Consider the following 15,496-nt stretch of genomic DNA (forward strand, 5'->3'; position numbering starts at 1 on the left):
CGCTGCTGCGCGGCCTGGTGCGCGCCGCCCGGCCCGCCGCCGGGGCCGACCCCGCCCGAGCGCTTCCGCTGCGCGAGCGGCTGGCGTCCCTGGGCGGCGAGGAGCGCCGGGAGCGGATCGAGGAGCTGGTACGGGCCCGCGTCGCCGACGTCCTCGGACACACCGGGCCCGAGGCGGTCGACCCGGAGCAGGCGTTCAAGGACCTCGGCTTCGACTCCCTGACAGCGGTCGACCTCCGCAACCGCCTGAACGCCGCCACCGGCCTGCGCCTGCCCGCCACCCTCGTCTTCGACCACCCGACCCCGGCCGCCGCGGCCGCGTACGTGGACGCGCGTCTCGCTCCGGCCCCCGGGCCCGCCGCCCCGGCCCGGCCGGACGGCGACCGGGAACTCCAGCGGCGCCTCGCCGCCGTCCCGGTGACGCGGCTGCGCGAGGCGGGCCTCCTGGACGCGGTGCTGCGCCTCGCCGGGACCGGCGGTGCGGAGGCGGACGGCGGGGGGACGGACCCCGCGGACGGCCCCGGCGCGATCGAGGAGATGGAAGTGGACGCCCTCGTGCGGATGGCCCTGGGCGGTGACGGACGTGTCTGATCCGGCGCGGGAGGAAGGGAAGAACATGTCCACGGACCGGGTGGTCGAGGCCCTGAGGGCCTCTCTCCTCGACAACCGGCGCCTGCGCCGGGAGAACAGCAGGCTCGCCGACGAGGCCGACAGCGCCCGCGAGCCCGTCGCGGTGGTGGCGATGAGCTGCCGCTTCCCCGGCGGCGTCGGCTCCCCCGAGGACCTGTGGGAACTGCTCGTCAAGGAGCGGGACGCCGTCACCGGCTTCCCCGCCGACCGGGGCTGGGACCTCGGCGCCGTCCACGACGGCGACCCGGACGCGCCGGGGATCTCCCGCACGCGCGAGGGCGGGTTCCTCCAGGACGCCTGCGCCTTCGATCCCGGCTTCTTCGGGATCTCCCCCCGCGAGGCCCTCGCCATGGACCCGCAGCAGCGCCTCCTCCTGGAGATCTCCTGGGAGGCGATCGAGCGCGCGGGCATCGATCCCCTCACGCTCAAGGGCAGCCGCACCGGCGTCTACGCGGGCGTCATCTACAGCGAGTACGGCTCCCGCCTCGCGCGCGTGCCCGAGGAGCTGGGGGGCTTCCTCGGTACCGGCTCCATCGCCAGTGTCGCCTCCGGCCGGGTCGCCTACGCCCTCGGTCTGGAAGGGCCCGCGGTCACCCTGGACACCGCCTGCTCCTCGTCGCTCGTCGCCCTCCACCTGGCCTGCCAGGCCCTGCGGACGGGCGATGCCACCCTGGCCCTCGCGGGCGGCGTGACCGTGATGGCGACGCCCGGCCTCTACCTCGGGTCCGGCCGGCAGCGCGGCCTCGCGCCGGACGGCCGCTGCAAGTCCTTCTCCGCCGCCGCCGACGGCGCGGGCTTCGGTGAGGGCGCGGGCATGGTCCTCCTGGAGCGGCTGCCGGACGCCCGCCGCAACGGCCACCCGGTCCTCGCCGTCGTCCGGGGCTCCGCCGTCAACCAGGACGGCGCCAGCAACGGGCTGACCGCGCCCAACGGCCCCGCCCAGGAACGCGTCATCCGCCAGGCCCTGGACAGCGCCGGGATCGCACCGGCCGACGTCGACGCCGTCGAGGCGCACGGCACCGGCACCCGTCTCGGCGACCCCGTCGAGGCGCAGGCCCTGCTCGCCGCCTACGGCCGGCAACGGCCCGCCGGCAGGCCCCTGTGGGTCGGCTCCCTGAAGTCGAACCTCACGCACACCCAGGCGGCCGCCGGGATCGGCGGTGTCATCAAGACCGTTCTCGCGCTCCGCCACGGCCTGCTGCCGCGGACCCTGCACGTCGACCGGCCCACCCCGCAGGTGGACTGGTCCGGGGGCGCCGTCGCCCTGCTCACCGCCGCGACGCCGTGGCCGGCCACGGGCCGCCCGCGCCGCGCCGGGGTCTCCTCCTTCGGAGCCAGCGGCACCAACGCCCACGTCGTCCTGGAACAGGCACCCGAGGAGCCCGTCGCGGAGCGCGGCAACGACCGCGACCGGGACGGGCGACGGGGGCACGGAGCGATGGACGGGCAGCAGGGGCGCGGGGTGCCGGACGGGCAACGGGGGCAGGGGGTGCCGGACGGCCAGCAGGGGCACGAGGTGCCGGACGGGCAGCAGGAGCGCGAGGTGCCGCAGGCGTGCGGAGGACCCGTCGCCTGGCCGCTGTCCGCCAAGGGCGCGGCGGCGCTGCGCGGACAGGCCGCCGCCCTGCACGCCCACGTCCTGGCCCATCCGGCGCTGCGCCCCGCCGACATCGGCCTCTCCCTGGCCACCGGCCGCTCCCGGTTCGCCGACCGCGCCGTCGTCGTGGGCCGCGACCGCGCCGAACTCCTCGACGGTCTCGGCGAGCTGGCGCGGGGCGAGCTCCCCGCCGACGGCGCCACCGGCTCCGCCCCGCGCGGCGGCCGCAAGGCGGTGTTCGTCCTCCCCGGCCTCGGCGCGCAGTGGCCCGGCATGGCGACCGGACTCCTCGACGCGTCACCGGTGTTCGCCGCCCGCGTGGCCGACTGCGAGCGGGCCTTCGCCCCGTACCTCGACTGGTCGCTGCGCGCGGTGCTGCGCGGCGAACGGGGTGCGCCGTCCCTGGACCGCGTGGAGGTGCTGCAGCCCGCGCTGTTCGCCGTGACGGTGTCCCTCGCGGCCGTGTGGCGCGCCCACGGCGTCGAGCCCGCGGCGGTCGTGGGCCACAGCCAGGGCGAGGTCGCCGCGGCGTGCGTCGCCGGAGCCCTCACCCTGGAGGATGCCGCCCGTGTCGCGGCCCTGCGCAGCCGCGCCCTGGCCGGCGTCACCGGCGGGGGCGGCATGGCCACCGTGATGATGTCGGAGCAGGAGGCCCGGCGGCTCCTGGCGCGGCGCGGTGCGGAGGTGACGGTCGCGGCGGTCAACGGCCCTCGCGTCGTGGTCGTCGCGGGCGCGTCCGCGGCCGTCCGCGACCTCGTCGCGGACCTGTCGGAGCAGGGCGTCATGGCCTGGCACATCCCCGTCGACTACGCCTCGCACTCCGGCGCCGTCGACGCCGTGCGGGAGGAACTGCACACCGCGCTCGCCGGCCTCGGCCCGCGCCCGCCCGAGGTGCCGCTGCTCTCCGCCGTCGACGCCGACTGGCTGACCGCCGACGGCATCACCGCCGGATACTGGTACCGCAGCCTGCGTGAGCCCGTCTGCTTCCATGCGGCCGTGCGCCGGCTGCTCGACGCGGGCCGGCGCACCTTCGTCGAGGTCGGCCCGCACCCCACGCTCACCTACGGCATCGCGGACACGGCGGCCGACGCCGGCCTCCACGACGTGGCGGTGATCGGCACCCTGCGCCGTGACGAGGGCGGCCCGCGGCGGTTGCTGCTCGCCCTGGGCGAGGCGTACGCGGCCGGCCTCCCGGTCGACTGGCGGCCCGCGTACGAGGGGACCGGGGCCCGTCGCGTGGACCTGCCCACGTACGCCTTCCAGCGGCGGCGCTACTGGCTCGACGCGTCCGCACCCGGCGGCGACCCCGCCTCGGCCGGCCAGCGCGACCCCGGTCACCCCCTGCTCGGCGCCGCGGTCGACCTGCCCGGCGGCGGCACCCTCTTCACCGGGCGGCTGTCGACGGCCGGCCGTCCGTGGCTGGCCGACCACGCCGTCTCCGGCACCGTCCTGCTGCCGGGCGCGGCCTTCCTGGAGGCGGCGGCCCACGCCGGCCGCCTGCTCGGCTGCGCGGAGGTCGAGGAACTGACCCTCGGCGCCCCGCTGACCCTGCCCGCGGCGGACGAAGCCACAGGTGTCCAGCTGCGGCTCACCGTGGCCCCCGGGGACGGGCGGGGGCGGCGCGAGATCACCTTCCACTCCCGGCCCGAGGACGAGCCGGACCAGGACTGGACCCGGCACGCGAGCGGCCGTCTCGCACCCGGCGGGGCGGCACCCCCGGCGCCCGCGGGGCCCATGAGCTGGCCGCCCGCGGGCGCCCGGCGGCTGAGCGTCGACGGCCTGTACGGTGCCATGGAGTCCAGGGGCGTCGAGTACGGCCCCGCCTTCCGGGGACTGCGCGCCGCATGGAGCCGCGGGGACGACACCTTCGCCGAAGTGACCCTGCCCGACGGCGTGACGGATGCCTTCACCGTGCACCCCGCGCTGCTCGACGCGGCCCTCCAGACGGCCGGGCTCCGCACGACCACCGGCGCCGGTGCCGGTGCCGACGCGGGCGACGGCGGTGGCGGCACGCCGGAGGTCCGTCTGCCGTTCTCGTTCAGCCGGGTGCTCCTCGGACCGGGCGGGGGACGGACGCTGCGCGTGTCCCTGCGCCCCGACGCCACCGGCGGCCCCGGCGCGGTGCGCGTGCGCATCACCGGGGAGGACGGCCGGCCCGTCGCGGACATCGGGTCGCTGACCCTGCGCGCGGCCCCGTACGGCGGACCGCGCGCCCCCGGCCGCTCGCTCCACCGTGTGGACTGGGTCCGCGCGGAACAGCCCCGCACGCCGCCCGCCCGCGGCAGCTGGGCGGTGCTCGGCGGGCACGACGCCCGGCTGCTGCCGGAAGGGTTCGGTGTCCCGGCCGGCACGGCCGCCGGCGCGGACGCGGTCGTGCTGCCCTGCTCCCCGCCGGCCGGACCCGGCACGCCCGAGGCGGTGCACACCGTCACCGCGGCCGTCCTGGACCGGCTGCGGGTCTGGCTGGCGGACGCCGCGTCCGCCACCGTCCCCCTGGTCGTCCTCACCCGGGGCGCGGCCGGGCCCGTCGTGGAGCCCGTGGACGTCGCGTCCGCCGCCGTCTGGGGACTGCTGCGCTCGGCCCAGCTCGAACACCCCGGCCGGTTCGTCCTGCTGGACACCGACGACCCGGCCGCGAGTGCCGCGGCCCTGCCCGCCGCACTCGCCACCGGCGAACCCCAACTCGCCCTGCGGAGCGGCACGCTGTACGCACCCAGACTCGTCCGTGCCGCGCCACCCACCGGGGGCGGCGCGGACGGGTTCGGCCCGGACGGCACCGTCCTGCTCACCGGCGGGGGCGGCACCCTCGCGGGCATCCTCGCCCGCCACCTCGTCACCCGGCACGGCGTACGCCGCCTGCTGCTGCTCGGCCGCAGGGGCGCCGAAAGCCCCGGCATGACGCAACTGACCGGGGAACTGCGGGAGTCGGGCGCCGACGTGACCGTGGTGGCCTGCGACGTCGCGGACCGCGAAGCACTCGCCCGCACCCTGGCCGGAATACCGGCGGAGCACCCGCTGCGCGCCGTCGTCCACACCGCCGGCGTCCTCGACGACGGCCTGCTGGAGACGCAGACCGCCGAGCGGCTGAGCGCCGTGCTGCGGCCCAAGGCGGACGGGGCCCACCATCTGCACACCCTCACCCGGGACGCGGACCTGACGGCGTTCGTCGTCTACTCGTCGGCCGCCGCGGTCTTCGGCAGCCCCGGCCAGTCCACCTACGCGGCGGCCAACGCCGCACTCGACGCCCTCATGACGGAACGGCACCGCCTCGGCCTGCCCGCCACCTCACTGGCCTGGGGCCCGTGGGAGCAGCGCAGCGCCCTGACCGCGCACCTGTCCGACACCGACCTGCGGCGCATGCACCGCAGCGGCGCCCGCGCACTGTCGGCGGCGGAGGGCATGGCGCTGTTCGACCGCGCGCCGGCCCGGGACGAGCTCCACGGACCCCTCCTCGTCCCCGTCCGCCTCGACCTCACCGGCTACCGGGGCCAGGCCGTGCCGCCGCTCCTGCGCTCCCTCGTCAAGGCGCCGGCCGGACCCCGGCCCACGACCGGCGGCGCGCCACTGCACCGGCGCCTCGCGGCCGCAGCCGACGAGGAGGAGCGCGGGCGGCTCCTCCTCGACCTCGTCCTGGCCCAGGCCGCGGACGTGCTCGGACACACCACGGCCCGGGCCCTGGGCGCGGACGACGCGTTCCTCTCCGTCGGCTTCGACTCGCTGACCGCGGTCGAACTGCGCAACCGGCTCGCCGCCCGCACCGGACTGCACCTGCGCCCCACAGCCGTCCTCGACAGCGGCACCCCGGCCCGCCTGGCCGAGTCGCTGCGCACCGGACTGGCCGCGACGGCCGCGGCCGACGACGGTCCCGCGACCGGGCGGCCCCCGGCCGCCGATCCCGTCAGCACCCTGTTCCGGCAGGCCTGCGAACTGGGCCGGGTCGACGAGGGCATCGCGCTGCTGAAGCATGCCGCCGCCCTGCGCCCCGACTTCCGCACCGGAGGCGAACTCCTGGCGGCGCGGACCAGGCCCCGGCTGCTGCGCCTGTGCGGCGGCGACGGCGTCCCGCACCTGGTCTGCTTCGGCTCCGTCGTCGCGCTGGGCGGGGCCCACCAGTACGCGCGCTTCGCCGCGCGGTTCGGCGACCGCTACGGCGTCAGCGCCCTCGCGGCCCCCGGGTTCCTGCCGGGCGAGCCCGTCCCGGCCGCCATGTCCGCCCTCCTCGACTTCCAGGCGCGCACCCTGCGCGCGGAACTCGGCGAGCGGCCCCTCGTCCTGATGGGCTCCTCCTCGGGCGGCACCCTCGCGCACGGCGTCGCGGCCCGCCTGGAGGAGCTGGGCGCGGGCCCGGCCGCGGTGGTGCTGCTCGACACCTACCTCTCGGACAACGAAGGGATGACCCAGTTCAACGACGTCCTGATCGGCGGGATGTTCGCACGCGAGGAACGGGCCGCCCCCATGGACGGCACCCGGCTCACCGCAATGGGCCGCTACTTCCGCCTCCTCGACACCTGGACACCGCCCGTGGTGAAGGCGCCCGTCCTCCTCGTCCGCGCCCGTGAACCGCTCGGCACACCGGATCCCGGCGCGGGCGACTGGCGGGCCACCTGGCCGGCCGCGCGGAGCGTCGTCGACGTGCCCGGTGATCACTTCTCCCTCATGGAGGAGCACGTCGGCACCACGGTCCGGGCAGTCGCCGACTGGCTCGGCACCGTTCTCACCCCTTCGGCCACCACCACACCCTGACGTCCCGCCGGCACCTCAGGAGAGGCGCATGACGCAAACACCGCACACCGCTCCCCGTCCGCACATCACCCCGCACCCGCACCCCGCCGCCGGCCCCCACCGCATCGCCGTCCTCGGCGCCGGGGTGATGGGCGTGGGCATCACCGCCCTCGCCCTCGGGCACGGCATACCGGTCCTGCTCGTCGACATCGACAAGGAGCGGCTCGGGCGGGCCAGGGACGACATCGACCGCGAACTGCGCACGGCGCAGCTGCTCGGCCGTCTTCCGGCCGCCGGCGGCACCGCAGCCCTGGAACTGGCCACCGACACCGGCGGCGTCGACGACGTGACCGCCGTCGTCGAGGCCGTCACCGAGGTCACCGAGGTCAAGGCCGGGGTGCTCGCGGACGTCTCGGCCCGGGTGCGCCCCGGCACCCCGCTGATCTCGAACACCTCGTCGATCCCCATCGACGAGCTCGCCGGACACGCGGAGCGTCCCGAGGACGTCGCCGGCACGCACTTCATGAACCCGCCTTACCTGATCCCGACCGTCGAGGTCGTCCGGGGCGCCCGGACCGGCGAGGGCACCATGGCCGCCGTCAGCACCCTGCTCACCGCCCTGGCCCGCGACCAGGTCGTCGTGCGGGACGCCCCCGGCTTCGTCACCAGCCGCGTCCTGCACCCGATGATCAATGACGCGGCCCGGGTCGTGCAGGAGGGCACCGCGACGCCCGAGGCCGTCGACGCCCTCATGGAGGGCTGCCTCGGCCATCCCACCGGCCCGCTGCGCACCGCCGACCTGATCGGCATCGACAACCTGGTGGACTCGCTGCGCGTCCTGCACCGGCGCACCGGGGACGAGAGCTGCCGCCCCTGCGACCTGCTGCTCGACAAGGTCCGGCAGGGCGAACTCGGCCGCAAGAGCGGCCGTGGATTCTACGCGTACCAGGAGGAGAACCGATGAACGGTTTCGACGCCGGAGCCACCGAGAAGGAAATCCTGCGCTTCCTGGAGGCGCGCACCAAGCGGACCTGGGGGACCGGCACCGACCTCTTCGCCTCCGGCGGCCTCTCCTCGCTGTTCGCGATGGAGCTGGTCGTGCACCTGGAGAAGTCCTTCGGGGTCTCCGTCCGCGGCGCCGATCTGCGGCTGGACAACTTCCGTACGGTCGCGTCGATGACGGGGCTCGTGGAGCGGCTGCGGGCGGCGGCCGGAGGAACCGGTGAGTGACCGGCCGCCGCCCGGCCCGCCCGTCCTGGACGAGGCGACCGCCACGGTCACCGCCCTGGTGGCCGGTGCGGCCGACGCCTGGGACCGTGCGGGGCTGCTGCCCGTCGGTCTGCTGCGGGAGCTGGGTGCCGCCGGATGGCTGTGTGCCCAGGTCCCGGCCGCGTACGGGGGCCGGGGGCTGTCCAGCGCGGCCGGCGGCGCGTTCACCGCGCACGTCGGCAGCCTGTGCGGCTCGGTGCGGTCCGTGATGACCTCGCAGGGCATGGCCGCCTGGACCGTCGAGCGCCTGGGCACCGCCGAGCAGCGTACGGCGTTCCTGCCCCGACTCACCGGCGGCGCCCTCGCGGCGGCCGGGTTCAGCGAGCGCGGCGCCGGGAGCGACCTGTCCGCCATGACGACGCGGGTGCGCCGTGACGGCGACGCGGTCGTCCTCGACGGGCACAAGGTCTGGGTGACCGCCGCGCACTACGCCGACCTCCTCGTCCTGTTCGGCAGGTACGAGGACGGCGACGCGGGGACGGAACACGGCGCGGGGGCAGGCGCAGGAGCAGGAGACGGGACGGGGACGGGGGACGGGGCGGTGGCCGTCGTCGTCCCCGCGGACACCCCCGGCGTCCGCGTCACGCGCGTCGCGGACCCGCTCGGCTGCCGCGCGGCCGGACACGCCGACATCGCCCTCGACGCGGTGCGGGTCCCGGCCGCCCATGTGCTCGGCGGCTCGTCACTGCCGTTGCCGCTGCTGGTCACCACCGCCCTGGCCTACGGGCGGATGTCCGTGGCCTGGGGATGCGTCGGCATCCTGCGCGGCTGTCTGACGGCCGCCGCCCGGCACGCCGCCACCCGGGAGCAGTTCGGCGTCCCCCTGGGCGAACACCAGCTCGTCGCCCGTCATCTCGCCGAGCTCTTCGCAGCCGAGCAGACCGCCACCCGGGTCTGCGAGCACGCCTCGCGCTGCTGGGACGAGGGCTCACCGGAACAGGTCGCGGCCACCGTCCTGGCCAAGCACGTCAGCGCGGGCAACGCGGCCCGCGGCGCGGCCACCGCCCTGCAGGTCCTGGCTTCCGCCGGAGCGCAGGACGGGCACCTGGTGGCCCGCGCCCACCGCGACGCCAAGCTGATGGAGATCATCGAAGGCAGCAACGAGATGTGCCAGCTGATGCTGGCCCGGCACGTCCTCGGCAGCAGCGCGTGAAGGGAACCGAAGGGTGGAGGGAACCGAAGTGACGACCACCGGAGCGAACACGCCCGCGGCGGCCACGGGGACGCACGGCGTGCCGGCCGCGCACCCCGGCCCCGTGCTGAAATGCCTGGTCTGGGACCTGGACAACACCTTGTGGCAGGGGACTCTGCTGGAGGACGGCGAGGTGACGCTGCCGGACACGGTCCGCGACGTCGTCGTGGAGCTGGACTCCCGCGGCATCCTCCAGTCCGTCGCCAGCAAGAACGATCACGAGACGGCGTGGGCCCGCCTGGAGCGGCTGGGCATCGCCGACTACTTCGTGCTGCCCCGGATCGGCTGGGGTCCCAAGTCGGACTCCGTGCGCCGGATCGCCGACACCCTGGGCTTCGCCCTGACCACCGTCGCCTTCATCGACGACCAGCCCGCGGAACGGGCCGAGGTCGCCCATCACCTGCCCGAGGTCCGCTGCTACGAGGCGGAGGCCGCCCCGTTCCTGCCCGCGCGCCCGGAGTTCGCCCCGCCCCTGCAGACGGTGGACTCCCGGCGGCGGCGCCAGATGTACCAGGCGGGTTTCCGGCGTGAGGCCGCCCGGGCCGGGGCGACCGGGCCGGACGAGGACTTCCTGCGCTCCCTGGAACTGGACATGCGCATCGGCCGGGCCACCGGCGAGGAGCTGTCGCGCGTCGAGGAACTCACCCTGCGCACCAGCCAGATGAACGCCACCGGGGTGCACTACTCCGACGCCGACCTGCGCCGGCTGCTCACCGATCCCGGCCACGAGGTCCTCGTGGTCACGCTCACGGACCGCTTCGGTCCGCACGGCGCGGTCGGCGTGCTGCTCCTGGAGCGCCACCCGGACGTGTGGCACCTCAAGCTCCTCGCCACCTCGTGCCGCGTGGTGTCGTTCGGCGCGGGCGCGACCGTCCTCAACTGGCTCATCGACGAGGCGGCCCGTGCGGGCGTCCACCTGATGGCCGACTTCAGGCCCACCGAGCGCAACCGCATGATGGAGATCGCCTACCGTTTCGCGGGGTTCCTGGACGGCGACCCGTGTTCCTGTGGCGCCGCCCTCGCGCGGGCGGCGGCCGACGGCCTCCAGCGCCTGCACCTGCGGCCCGCGCCCCGTCCGGCCTCGACGACGATCAGGGTGGGCGCGGTCGATCTGGCCCGGCGCCGGAGCGGCCCCGGTACACGTGCCGTGCACACCGGAGCAGCCCCGTCCCGGCCGTCCTGAAGCGGGCGGGCACCGGCCCCCGACGCTCAGCGCTTGCGGGCCAGGGTGATGCCGTCCGCCATCGGGAGGAGGGAGATGTCCACCCGCCCGTCCGCGGCGAGCGCCGAATTGAACTCGCGAACGGCCACGGTGTCGGCGTCGTCGAACTGCGGATCCGCGACGCGCCCGAAGAAGAGTGTGTTGTCGACGACCAGAAGGCCGCCGCTCCTGGTGAGGGCGAGCGACTTCTCGTAATAGGTGCGGTAGCCGGTCTTGTCGGCGTCGATGAACACGAGGTCGAACGCCCCGGCGCCCCGCTCCGTGAGCAGCTCGTCCAGGATGTCCGCGGCGTCTCCGATGCGCGGCTCGATCCGGTCGTCGACGCCGTCCCGCTTCCAGTACACGGCGCCGATGTCGGGCCACCGGTCGGTGATGTCGCACGTCACGACCTCGCCGCCGGTGGGCAGCGCACGGGCCATGCACAGCGTGCTGTAACCGGTGAAGGTCCCGAGCTCCAGCACCGACCGGGCTCCGGTGAGTCCGACGAGCAGGGCCAGCAACTGTCCCTCCTCCGGCATGACCTGCATGGTCGCACCACCGGGCAGCAGCGCTGTCTCCTCCCGCAGTTCTCTCAAGATCTCGTCGTCGCGAAAGGACACGTCCCTGACATAGTCGAGAAGGATTTCGGTGGAATCGATCTGACGGGCCACGCAGGCAACCCCCTTCTTCTGTGGCTGTGCATTGTCTTCTGACTGTGCATCGAATGAACAGCTCCTTCACGACCGTAACAGCGGATACCGTGGCGCGGCACCGGAACAGCCCAGTGAAAAGGAAGAAGTCTTCGGAGGGACCGGATCCTCGTCGCTCCGATGTCGTCGCCGCGATTCCGTCAATTCGTCCTGCTCGCTCACTCGCTCACTCGCTCGCGCGAAACCGGAACTCCCGTCACCTCATGGTCTGCTCATGGCCTTCCGTGTTCCGGCCACCGGGTGCCGCGGGGAATCAGGCCATGGTCGGATACGGCGGCCCGGCGGAGCGGTGGTCCGGCGAGCTCCTGTTCCCGGCGTCGGGTGAAATCCGGGACGGGGCGGGCAGGGCCCGCCCGTGTGAGGGTTCTTCCTTTTGTTCGGCTCCAGGGAGACTTTACCGGGACGGAGGGCACGGGACACCGGGACGGCCGTGGGACTCCGGGTGCGAAATTGCCGTGAGCGAAAGATCGCGGCCAGGTAATTCAGAATTCCGGCTCCCCGGTGGCCGGTAGTGGGTCCCCTGAATCGGCCATCATGATGTGCACCCGCCTCGGTCATTGAACAGTTTTTCCCGGCGTGTCTATCATTCAGCGAATGATTCGCCGGAGCTGACGGAGAGGCAGGTGCACCAAGTGAGTATCGAACAAACCGAGAGCCAGCGCAGCAGGGTGAGCAAGGCATTCGACCTGATGGACCTCGACGGTAGCGGCGAGCTGAGCGTCGAGGACATCGAGGCGCTGGCCGAGCAGTTGGTCGGTCGGTTCGGTTTCGCTCCCGGTTCCCAGCAGCACGAGGACTTCCGACGGGTGAGCACCCAGCTGTGGCAGGGCGTGCAGCAGGACATCGGCCTGAGCGCCGGCGACAAGGTCAGCCGCAAGGAGTACGTCGACTTCTACGCCAACGCGGAGCCGGCGGCCATCCGGCGGACCTTGGCTCCCTTCACCGAACAGCTCTTCAAGCTGTTCGACACCGACGGCGACGGCAGGGTCTCGAAGAGCGAGTTCGAGCGCTACCACCGCGCGTGGGGCGTGCCCCAGGACCGGATCGAGGGCACGTTCGAGCAGCTGGACACGGACGGCAGCGGCGACCTGTCGCAGGAAGAACTCCACAAGTACCTCAGTGGATTCATCTTCGGAGACTTCCGCTGACACCCCACGGGAAACGGTTCGGCCTGAAATGACCGCCGCCCCGGCCGGGCGCCGACTCACGGCGTCCGGCCGGGGCGGCGGGTCCGCGCGGAACGGCATCCCGCCTCGGGACCGGGAGCGCTCCCGGTGCGCGTACGGCGGCTCAGCGGCCGACGGCGCAGGCGTCCCCGCCGAGGGTGAACCGGGGCGGCGGCGAGGAGTCGCCGGTGTGCTCGGCGAGATAGCCGAGCGTGACGCTCGCTCCCGGGGCGATCGTGGCGTTGTGCCCGGCGTCGGACGCCTCGATCGTGTTGCTGAGCTGGACCAGGTCGGTGTTCCAGTCGGAGACGACGGTCTGCCCGAGGGCCAGCGGGAATTCGAGTGTCCAGCCGTTCACCGGGGTGTCACCGGTGTTGGTGAGGGTGAGGTCGACCGTCGTGCCGGTGCCCCAGGCGCGTACGGTCCGCTCCACCCGGCAGGTCGGCTCCTCGTGTGCGAACGACACCCGGTGCAGGCCGCCCGGCAGGTCGTTGACCACGTAGAACTCGCCCTCCGCCGTCGTTCCGATCGAGGTCACCTGGGTGGGCATCTTCCCGATCTCGGCCTGTTCGTAGCCGCCCGTGCCGTCGGGGCGCAGCGCCCATACGGTGGAGGAGCAGTAGTCGGTGGCGATGTAGGTGCCGCCCACCAGGCCGGCGTACTCCCGGCCGCGGTAGACATGACCGCCGATGACCGAACAGCCGCCGGTGTAGGGGGAGTAGGTGAAGACCGGCTCGGTGTACTCNCGAACAGCCGCCGGTGTAGGGGGAGTAGGTGAAGACCGGCTCGGTGTACTCCTCCCCGGGCGGGCAGACGCCGTCGGCGAATCGCTCCAGTCCCTCGTAACAGGACCAGCCGAGGTTCGCGCCTCCCCGGCCGGGCGCGAGGTGGTCGATCTCCTCCCACCGCCCCTGGCCGACGTCTCCGATCCACAGCGAACCGTCGGCGCTGTCGAAGGAGAACCGCCACGGGTTGCGCAGGCCGTACAGCCAGATCTCCGCACGGGCGCCGGGGGTGTCCACGAAGGGGTTGTCGTCGGGGACGCAGTAGGGGAGGGGGCCGCAGGCGCGGCCGACGTCGATCCGCAGGATCTTGCCCAGCAGGGTGTCCAGCCGCTGCCCGGCGCGCAGGGGGTCCGCGGACCCGCCGCCGTCGCCGATGCTCCAGTACAGGTTGCCGTCGGGACCGAAGGCGAGCTGGCCGCCGTTGTGGTTGCTGAACTCGGCGTGCTCCTGGGCGAGCAGGACCTCCAGGCGCTTGTCGTCGAGGCGGTAGCGGGCGAGCGTGACGGCTCCGGCGGGCGGTGCCGTGTACGCCAGGTACAGCTCCTGGCTGTCGGCGAAGTCGGGGGCGAGGGCGATGCCGAGCAGTCCGCGTTCGTTGCCCGATTCGTCGACGGACGCGGTGATGTCCAGCAGCGGGGTGCGCTCCAGGCCGGTGTCCGGATGGTAGACGCGGACGGTGCCGGACTTCTCGGTGATGAACAGCCGGTCCGATCCGTCGTCCGGGGCGACGAGCGCGGTGGGCCTGCGCAGTCCGGAGGCGACCTGGGTCGTGGTGGCGCTGAGCGAGGGCAGGGGTACGGTCGGCGCGGCCTCCCGCGCCCCCGTCCGTTGCGCGGGAGCGTGCGTCGAGGTGGGGGGACCCGCCCCGGGACCGGGTGCCGCGGTGGCGGGCAGGGCGGTCGGGGCGGTCAGCAGGAGGGCCAGCAGAACTGGCCCGGTCCAACGGTGTCGGAACATGTCGGCTCCAGGGACGGGATCGCTCGTACGGCGACGGCGACGGCGGCGACGGCGGTGGCAGCGGCGGAGGTGGCGGCGGTGCTGCGGAGCGGCGGGTGCGCGGCCGGACCACGGCCGACGCGACCGGTCCGTGGACCCCGACGGACGCCGCCCCGCCGGACGGTGCGCCATGTCCGGTGGGGCGGTCCCGCCGATCCGTCGGGTCAGCGGAAGTTCACGTCACTGCACAGGAAGTAGGTCTGGTCCATGTGCGACGCCTGCCAGATCGTGTAGACGACATGGCGGCCGCTGTAACCGGACGTGCTCACGGGGACGTCGTAGTTCTGGCCGGGCGCGTACCGGCCGGTGCGCGCCACCAGCTGGAGGTCGTTCCAGGTCAGGGGCTGGGTGGTGGGGTCGAATCCCTGCCGGGTGACATAGACCAGCAAGTAGTCGGCACCGTGGCTGGCCTGGTCGTGCAGCCTGACGGTGAAGTTGCTGCCGATGTCCGTGGTCTTCCAGGCACCCACGGCGTCCAGCGAGTTGTAGCGGCCGCCCTCGGTCCGGCCGCCGCTGCACAGCTGGCCGTTCGGGACGGTGGCCTGGAAGTTGCCGCCGGAACCGTTGCGGTAGAGACCGTTCCAGTTCCACATGCCGTTGGGGTCGGCCTGCCATGCCTGCCAGCACATGGGGTCCTGCTGGGCCATGGCGGGGTTCTGGAAGTCACTGCCCCAGCGCAGCCAGCAACCGTAGTTGCGGGAGGCCGGATCGACGACCGAGCCATGGGCGGAGGCCGGGCTGCTCCAGGGGACGATGCCGAGCAGCGCGGCGACGAAGGCGGTCAGAACGAGCGTCAGTCGGCTCCGCATGCGTGTTGCATGCGCATGACAATCCATGACTCTTTTCTCCTCGGTGGGGGGAAGGTCTGACTCCTGGTGCGGGCGTCGACGGAATGGGAGCGCTCCCGCGATTCCAGGCTGCGCGCCCCGAAACGGAGCGGCAACGTTTGTTTGCGCCACTTTGATGTCCGTGCGGCGCGATCGTCCGGCCGCGTGACGTACGGGCCCGGTGGATCGCGTGAGTGGCCCGGGGGTCCTCGTGGGCCTTGGTGCAGGTGGTTCCCCAGGGTGCGGGCGGCTCCGGCCGCGGTGATGGGCCGGTGGACGGGGTTGGCCGGAACGGGATGTCCCGGCCCCGGTTCCACCGGCGACTTGTGGGGGCGTCCGGGGTGCGGAGCGGTCCGGCCGGTGATGCGCATCGACAAGATACTTGCGTGTCGACAAGCAAGT

11 protein-coding genes are annotated in these 15,496 nt (G+C 74.1%); 7 read left to right on the top strand and 4 right to left on the bottom strand.

Annotated elements, in window-relative coordinates:
- From KM933_RS29915 to KM933_RS29940, 6 genes are all read left to right on the top strand, one after another.
- The coding region (locus KM933_RS29915) for an acyl carrier protein (protein ID WP_221357975.1) at window positions 1-590 on the top strand (590 nt) is incomplete at its 5' end.
- A 25-nt stretch (window positions 591-615) separates the two neighbouring features.
- The gene (locus KM933_RS29920; RefSeq protein ID WP_221357977.1) at window positions 616-6,969 is read left to right on the top strand and encodes a type I polyketide synthase; all 6,354 of its coding nucleotides are present in this window, start codon (window positions 616-618) and stop codon (window positions 6,967-6,969) included.
- Window positions 6,970-6,997: 28 nt separating this feature from the next.
- Window positions 6,998-7,912, top strand: a complete 915-nt coding sequence (locus tag KM933_RS29925; protein ID WP_221357978.1) for a 3-hydroxyacyl-CoA dehydrogenase family protein — start codon at window positions 6,998-7,000, stop codon at window positions 7,910-7,912.
- Complete coding sequence (locus KM933_RS29930) at window positions 7,909-8,178, top strand: acyl carrier protein (protein ID WP_221357979.1); 270 nt, start codon at window positions 7,909-7,911, stop codon at window positions 8,176-8,178. Before KM933_RS29925 ends, KM933_RS29930 begins: the two co-directional genes overlap by 4 nt.
- Before the next feature lie 25 nt (window positions 8,179-8,203).
- Window positions 8,204-9,370, top strand: a complete 1,167-nt coding sequence (locus tag KM933_RS29935) for an acyl-CoA dehydrogenase family protein (protein WP_221358056.1) — start codon at window positions 8,204-8,206, stop codon at window positions 9,368-9,370.
- 106 nt (window positions 9,371-9,476) lie between these two features.
- Window positions 9,477-10,592 carry an HAD-IIIC family phosphatase gene (locus tag KM933_RS29940; RefSeq protein ID WP_221358057.1) on the top strand — a complete coding sequence of 372 codons (1,116 nt, stop codon included), beginning with the start codon at window positions 9,477-9,479 and terminating at the stop codon, window positions 10,590-10,592.
- Window positions 10,593-10,618: 26 nt separating this feature from the next.
- On the opposite strand, the gene KM933_RS29945 is transcribed toward KM933_RS29940, so the two are convergent.
- Complete coding sequence (locus tag KM933_RS29945; protein ID WP_221357980.1) at window positions 10,619-11,281, bottom strand: O-methyltransferase; 663 nt, start codon at window positions 11,279-11,281, stop codon at window positions 10,619-10,621.
- Window positions 11,282-11,952: 671 nt separating this feature from the next.
- On the opposite strand from KM933_RS29945, the gene KM933_RS29950 reads away from it, so the two are divergent.
- The gene (locus tag KM933_RS29950; RefSeq protein ID WP_221357981.1) at window positions 11,953-12,468 is read left to right on the top strand and encodes an EF-hand domain-containing protein; all 516 of its coding nucleotides are present in this window, start codon (window positions 11,953-11,955) and stop codon (window positions 12,466-12,468) included.
- A 142-nt stretch (window positions 12,469-12,610) separates the two neighbouring features.
- Here the strand turns inward: KM933_RS29950 and KM933_RS39805 are convergent, their stop codons facing one another.
- From KM933_RS39805 to KM933_RS29960, 3 genes are all read right to left on the bottom strand, one after another.
- The gene (locus KM933_RS39805; RefSeq protein ID WP_308013590.1) at window positions 12,611-12,919 is read right to left on the bottom strand and encodes a cellulose binding domain-containing protein; all 309 of its coding nucleotides are present in this window, start codon (window positions 12,917-12,919) and stop codon (window positions 12,611-12,613) included.
- Window positions 12,852-14,399: a PQQ-dependent sugar dehydrogenase gene (locus KM933_RS29955; protein ID WP_430727387.1), complete on the bottom strand. Its 1,548-nt coding sequence runs from the start codon at window positions 14,397-14,399 to the stop codon at window positions 12,852-12,854. The genes KM933_RS39805 and KM933_RS29955 overlap by 68 nt, the downstream gene beginning before the upstream one ends.
- A 32-nt stretch (window positions 14,400-14,431) precedes the next feature.
- Complete coding sequence (locus KM933_RS29960; RefSeq protein ID WP_221357982.1) at window positions 14,432-15,103, bottom strand: lytic polysaccharide monooxygenase auxiliary activity family 9 protein; 672 nt, start codon at window positions 15,101-15,103, stop codon at window positions 14,432-14,434.
- Between the last annotated feature and the right edge of the window lie 393 nt (window positions 15,104-15,496).

This window comes from Streptomyces beigongshangae, from assembly GCF_019710745.1.
Classification (GTDB): Bacteria; Actinomycetota; Actinomycetes; order Streptomycetales; family Streptomycetaceae; genus Streptomyces; species Streptomyces beigongshangae.

What these genes read in the sequence shown, in the direction of transcription:
- KM933_RS29930 (WP_221357979.1), top strand. Translation starts at nt 7,909, where the DNA reads ATGAACGGTTTCGACGCCGGAGCCACCGAGAAGGAAATCCTGCGCTTC.
- KM933_RS29925 (WP_221357978.1), top strand. Translation starts at nt 6,998, where the DNA reads ATGACGCAAACACCGCACACCGCTCCCCGTCCGCACATCACCCCGCAC.
- KM933_RS29920 (WP_221357977.1), top strand. Translation starts at nt 616, where the DNA reads ATGTCCACGGACCGGGTGGTCGAGGCCCTGAGGGCCTCTCTCCTCGAC.
- KM933_RS29960 (WP_221357982.1), bottom strand. Translation starts at nt 15,103, where the DNA reads ATGGATTGTCATGCGCATGCAACACGCATGCGGAGCCGACTGACGCTC.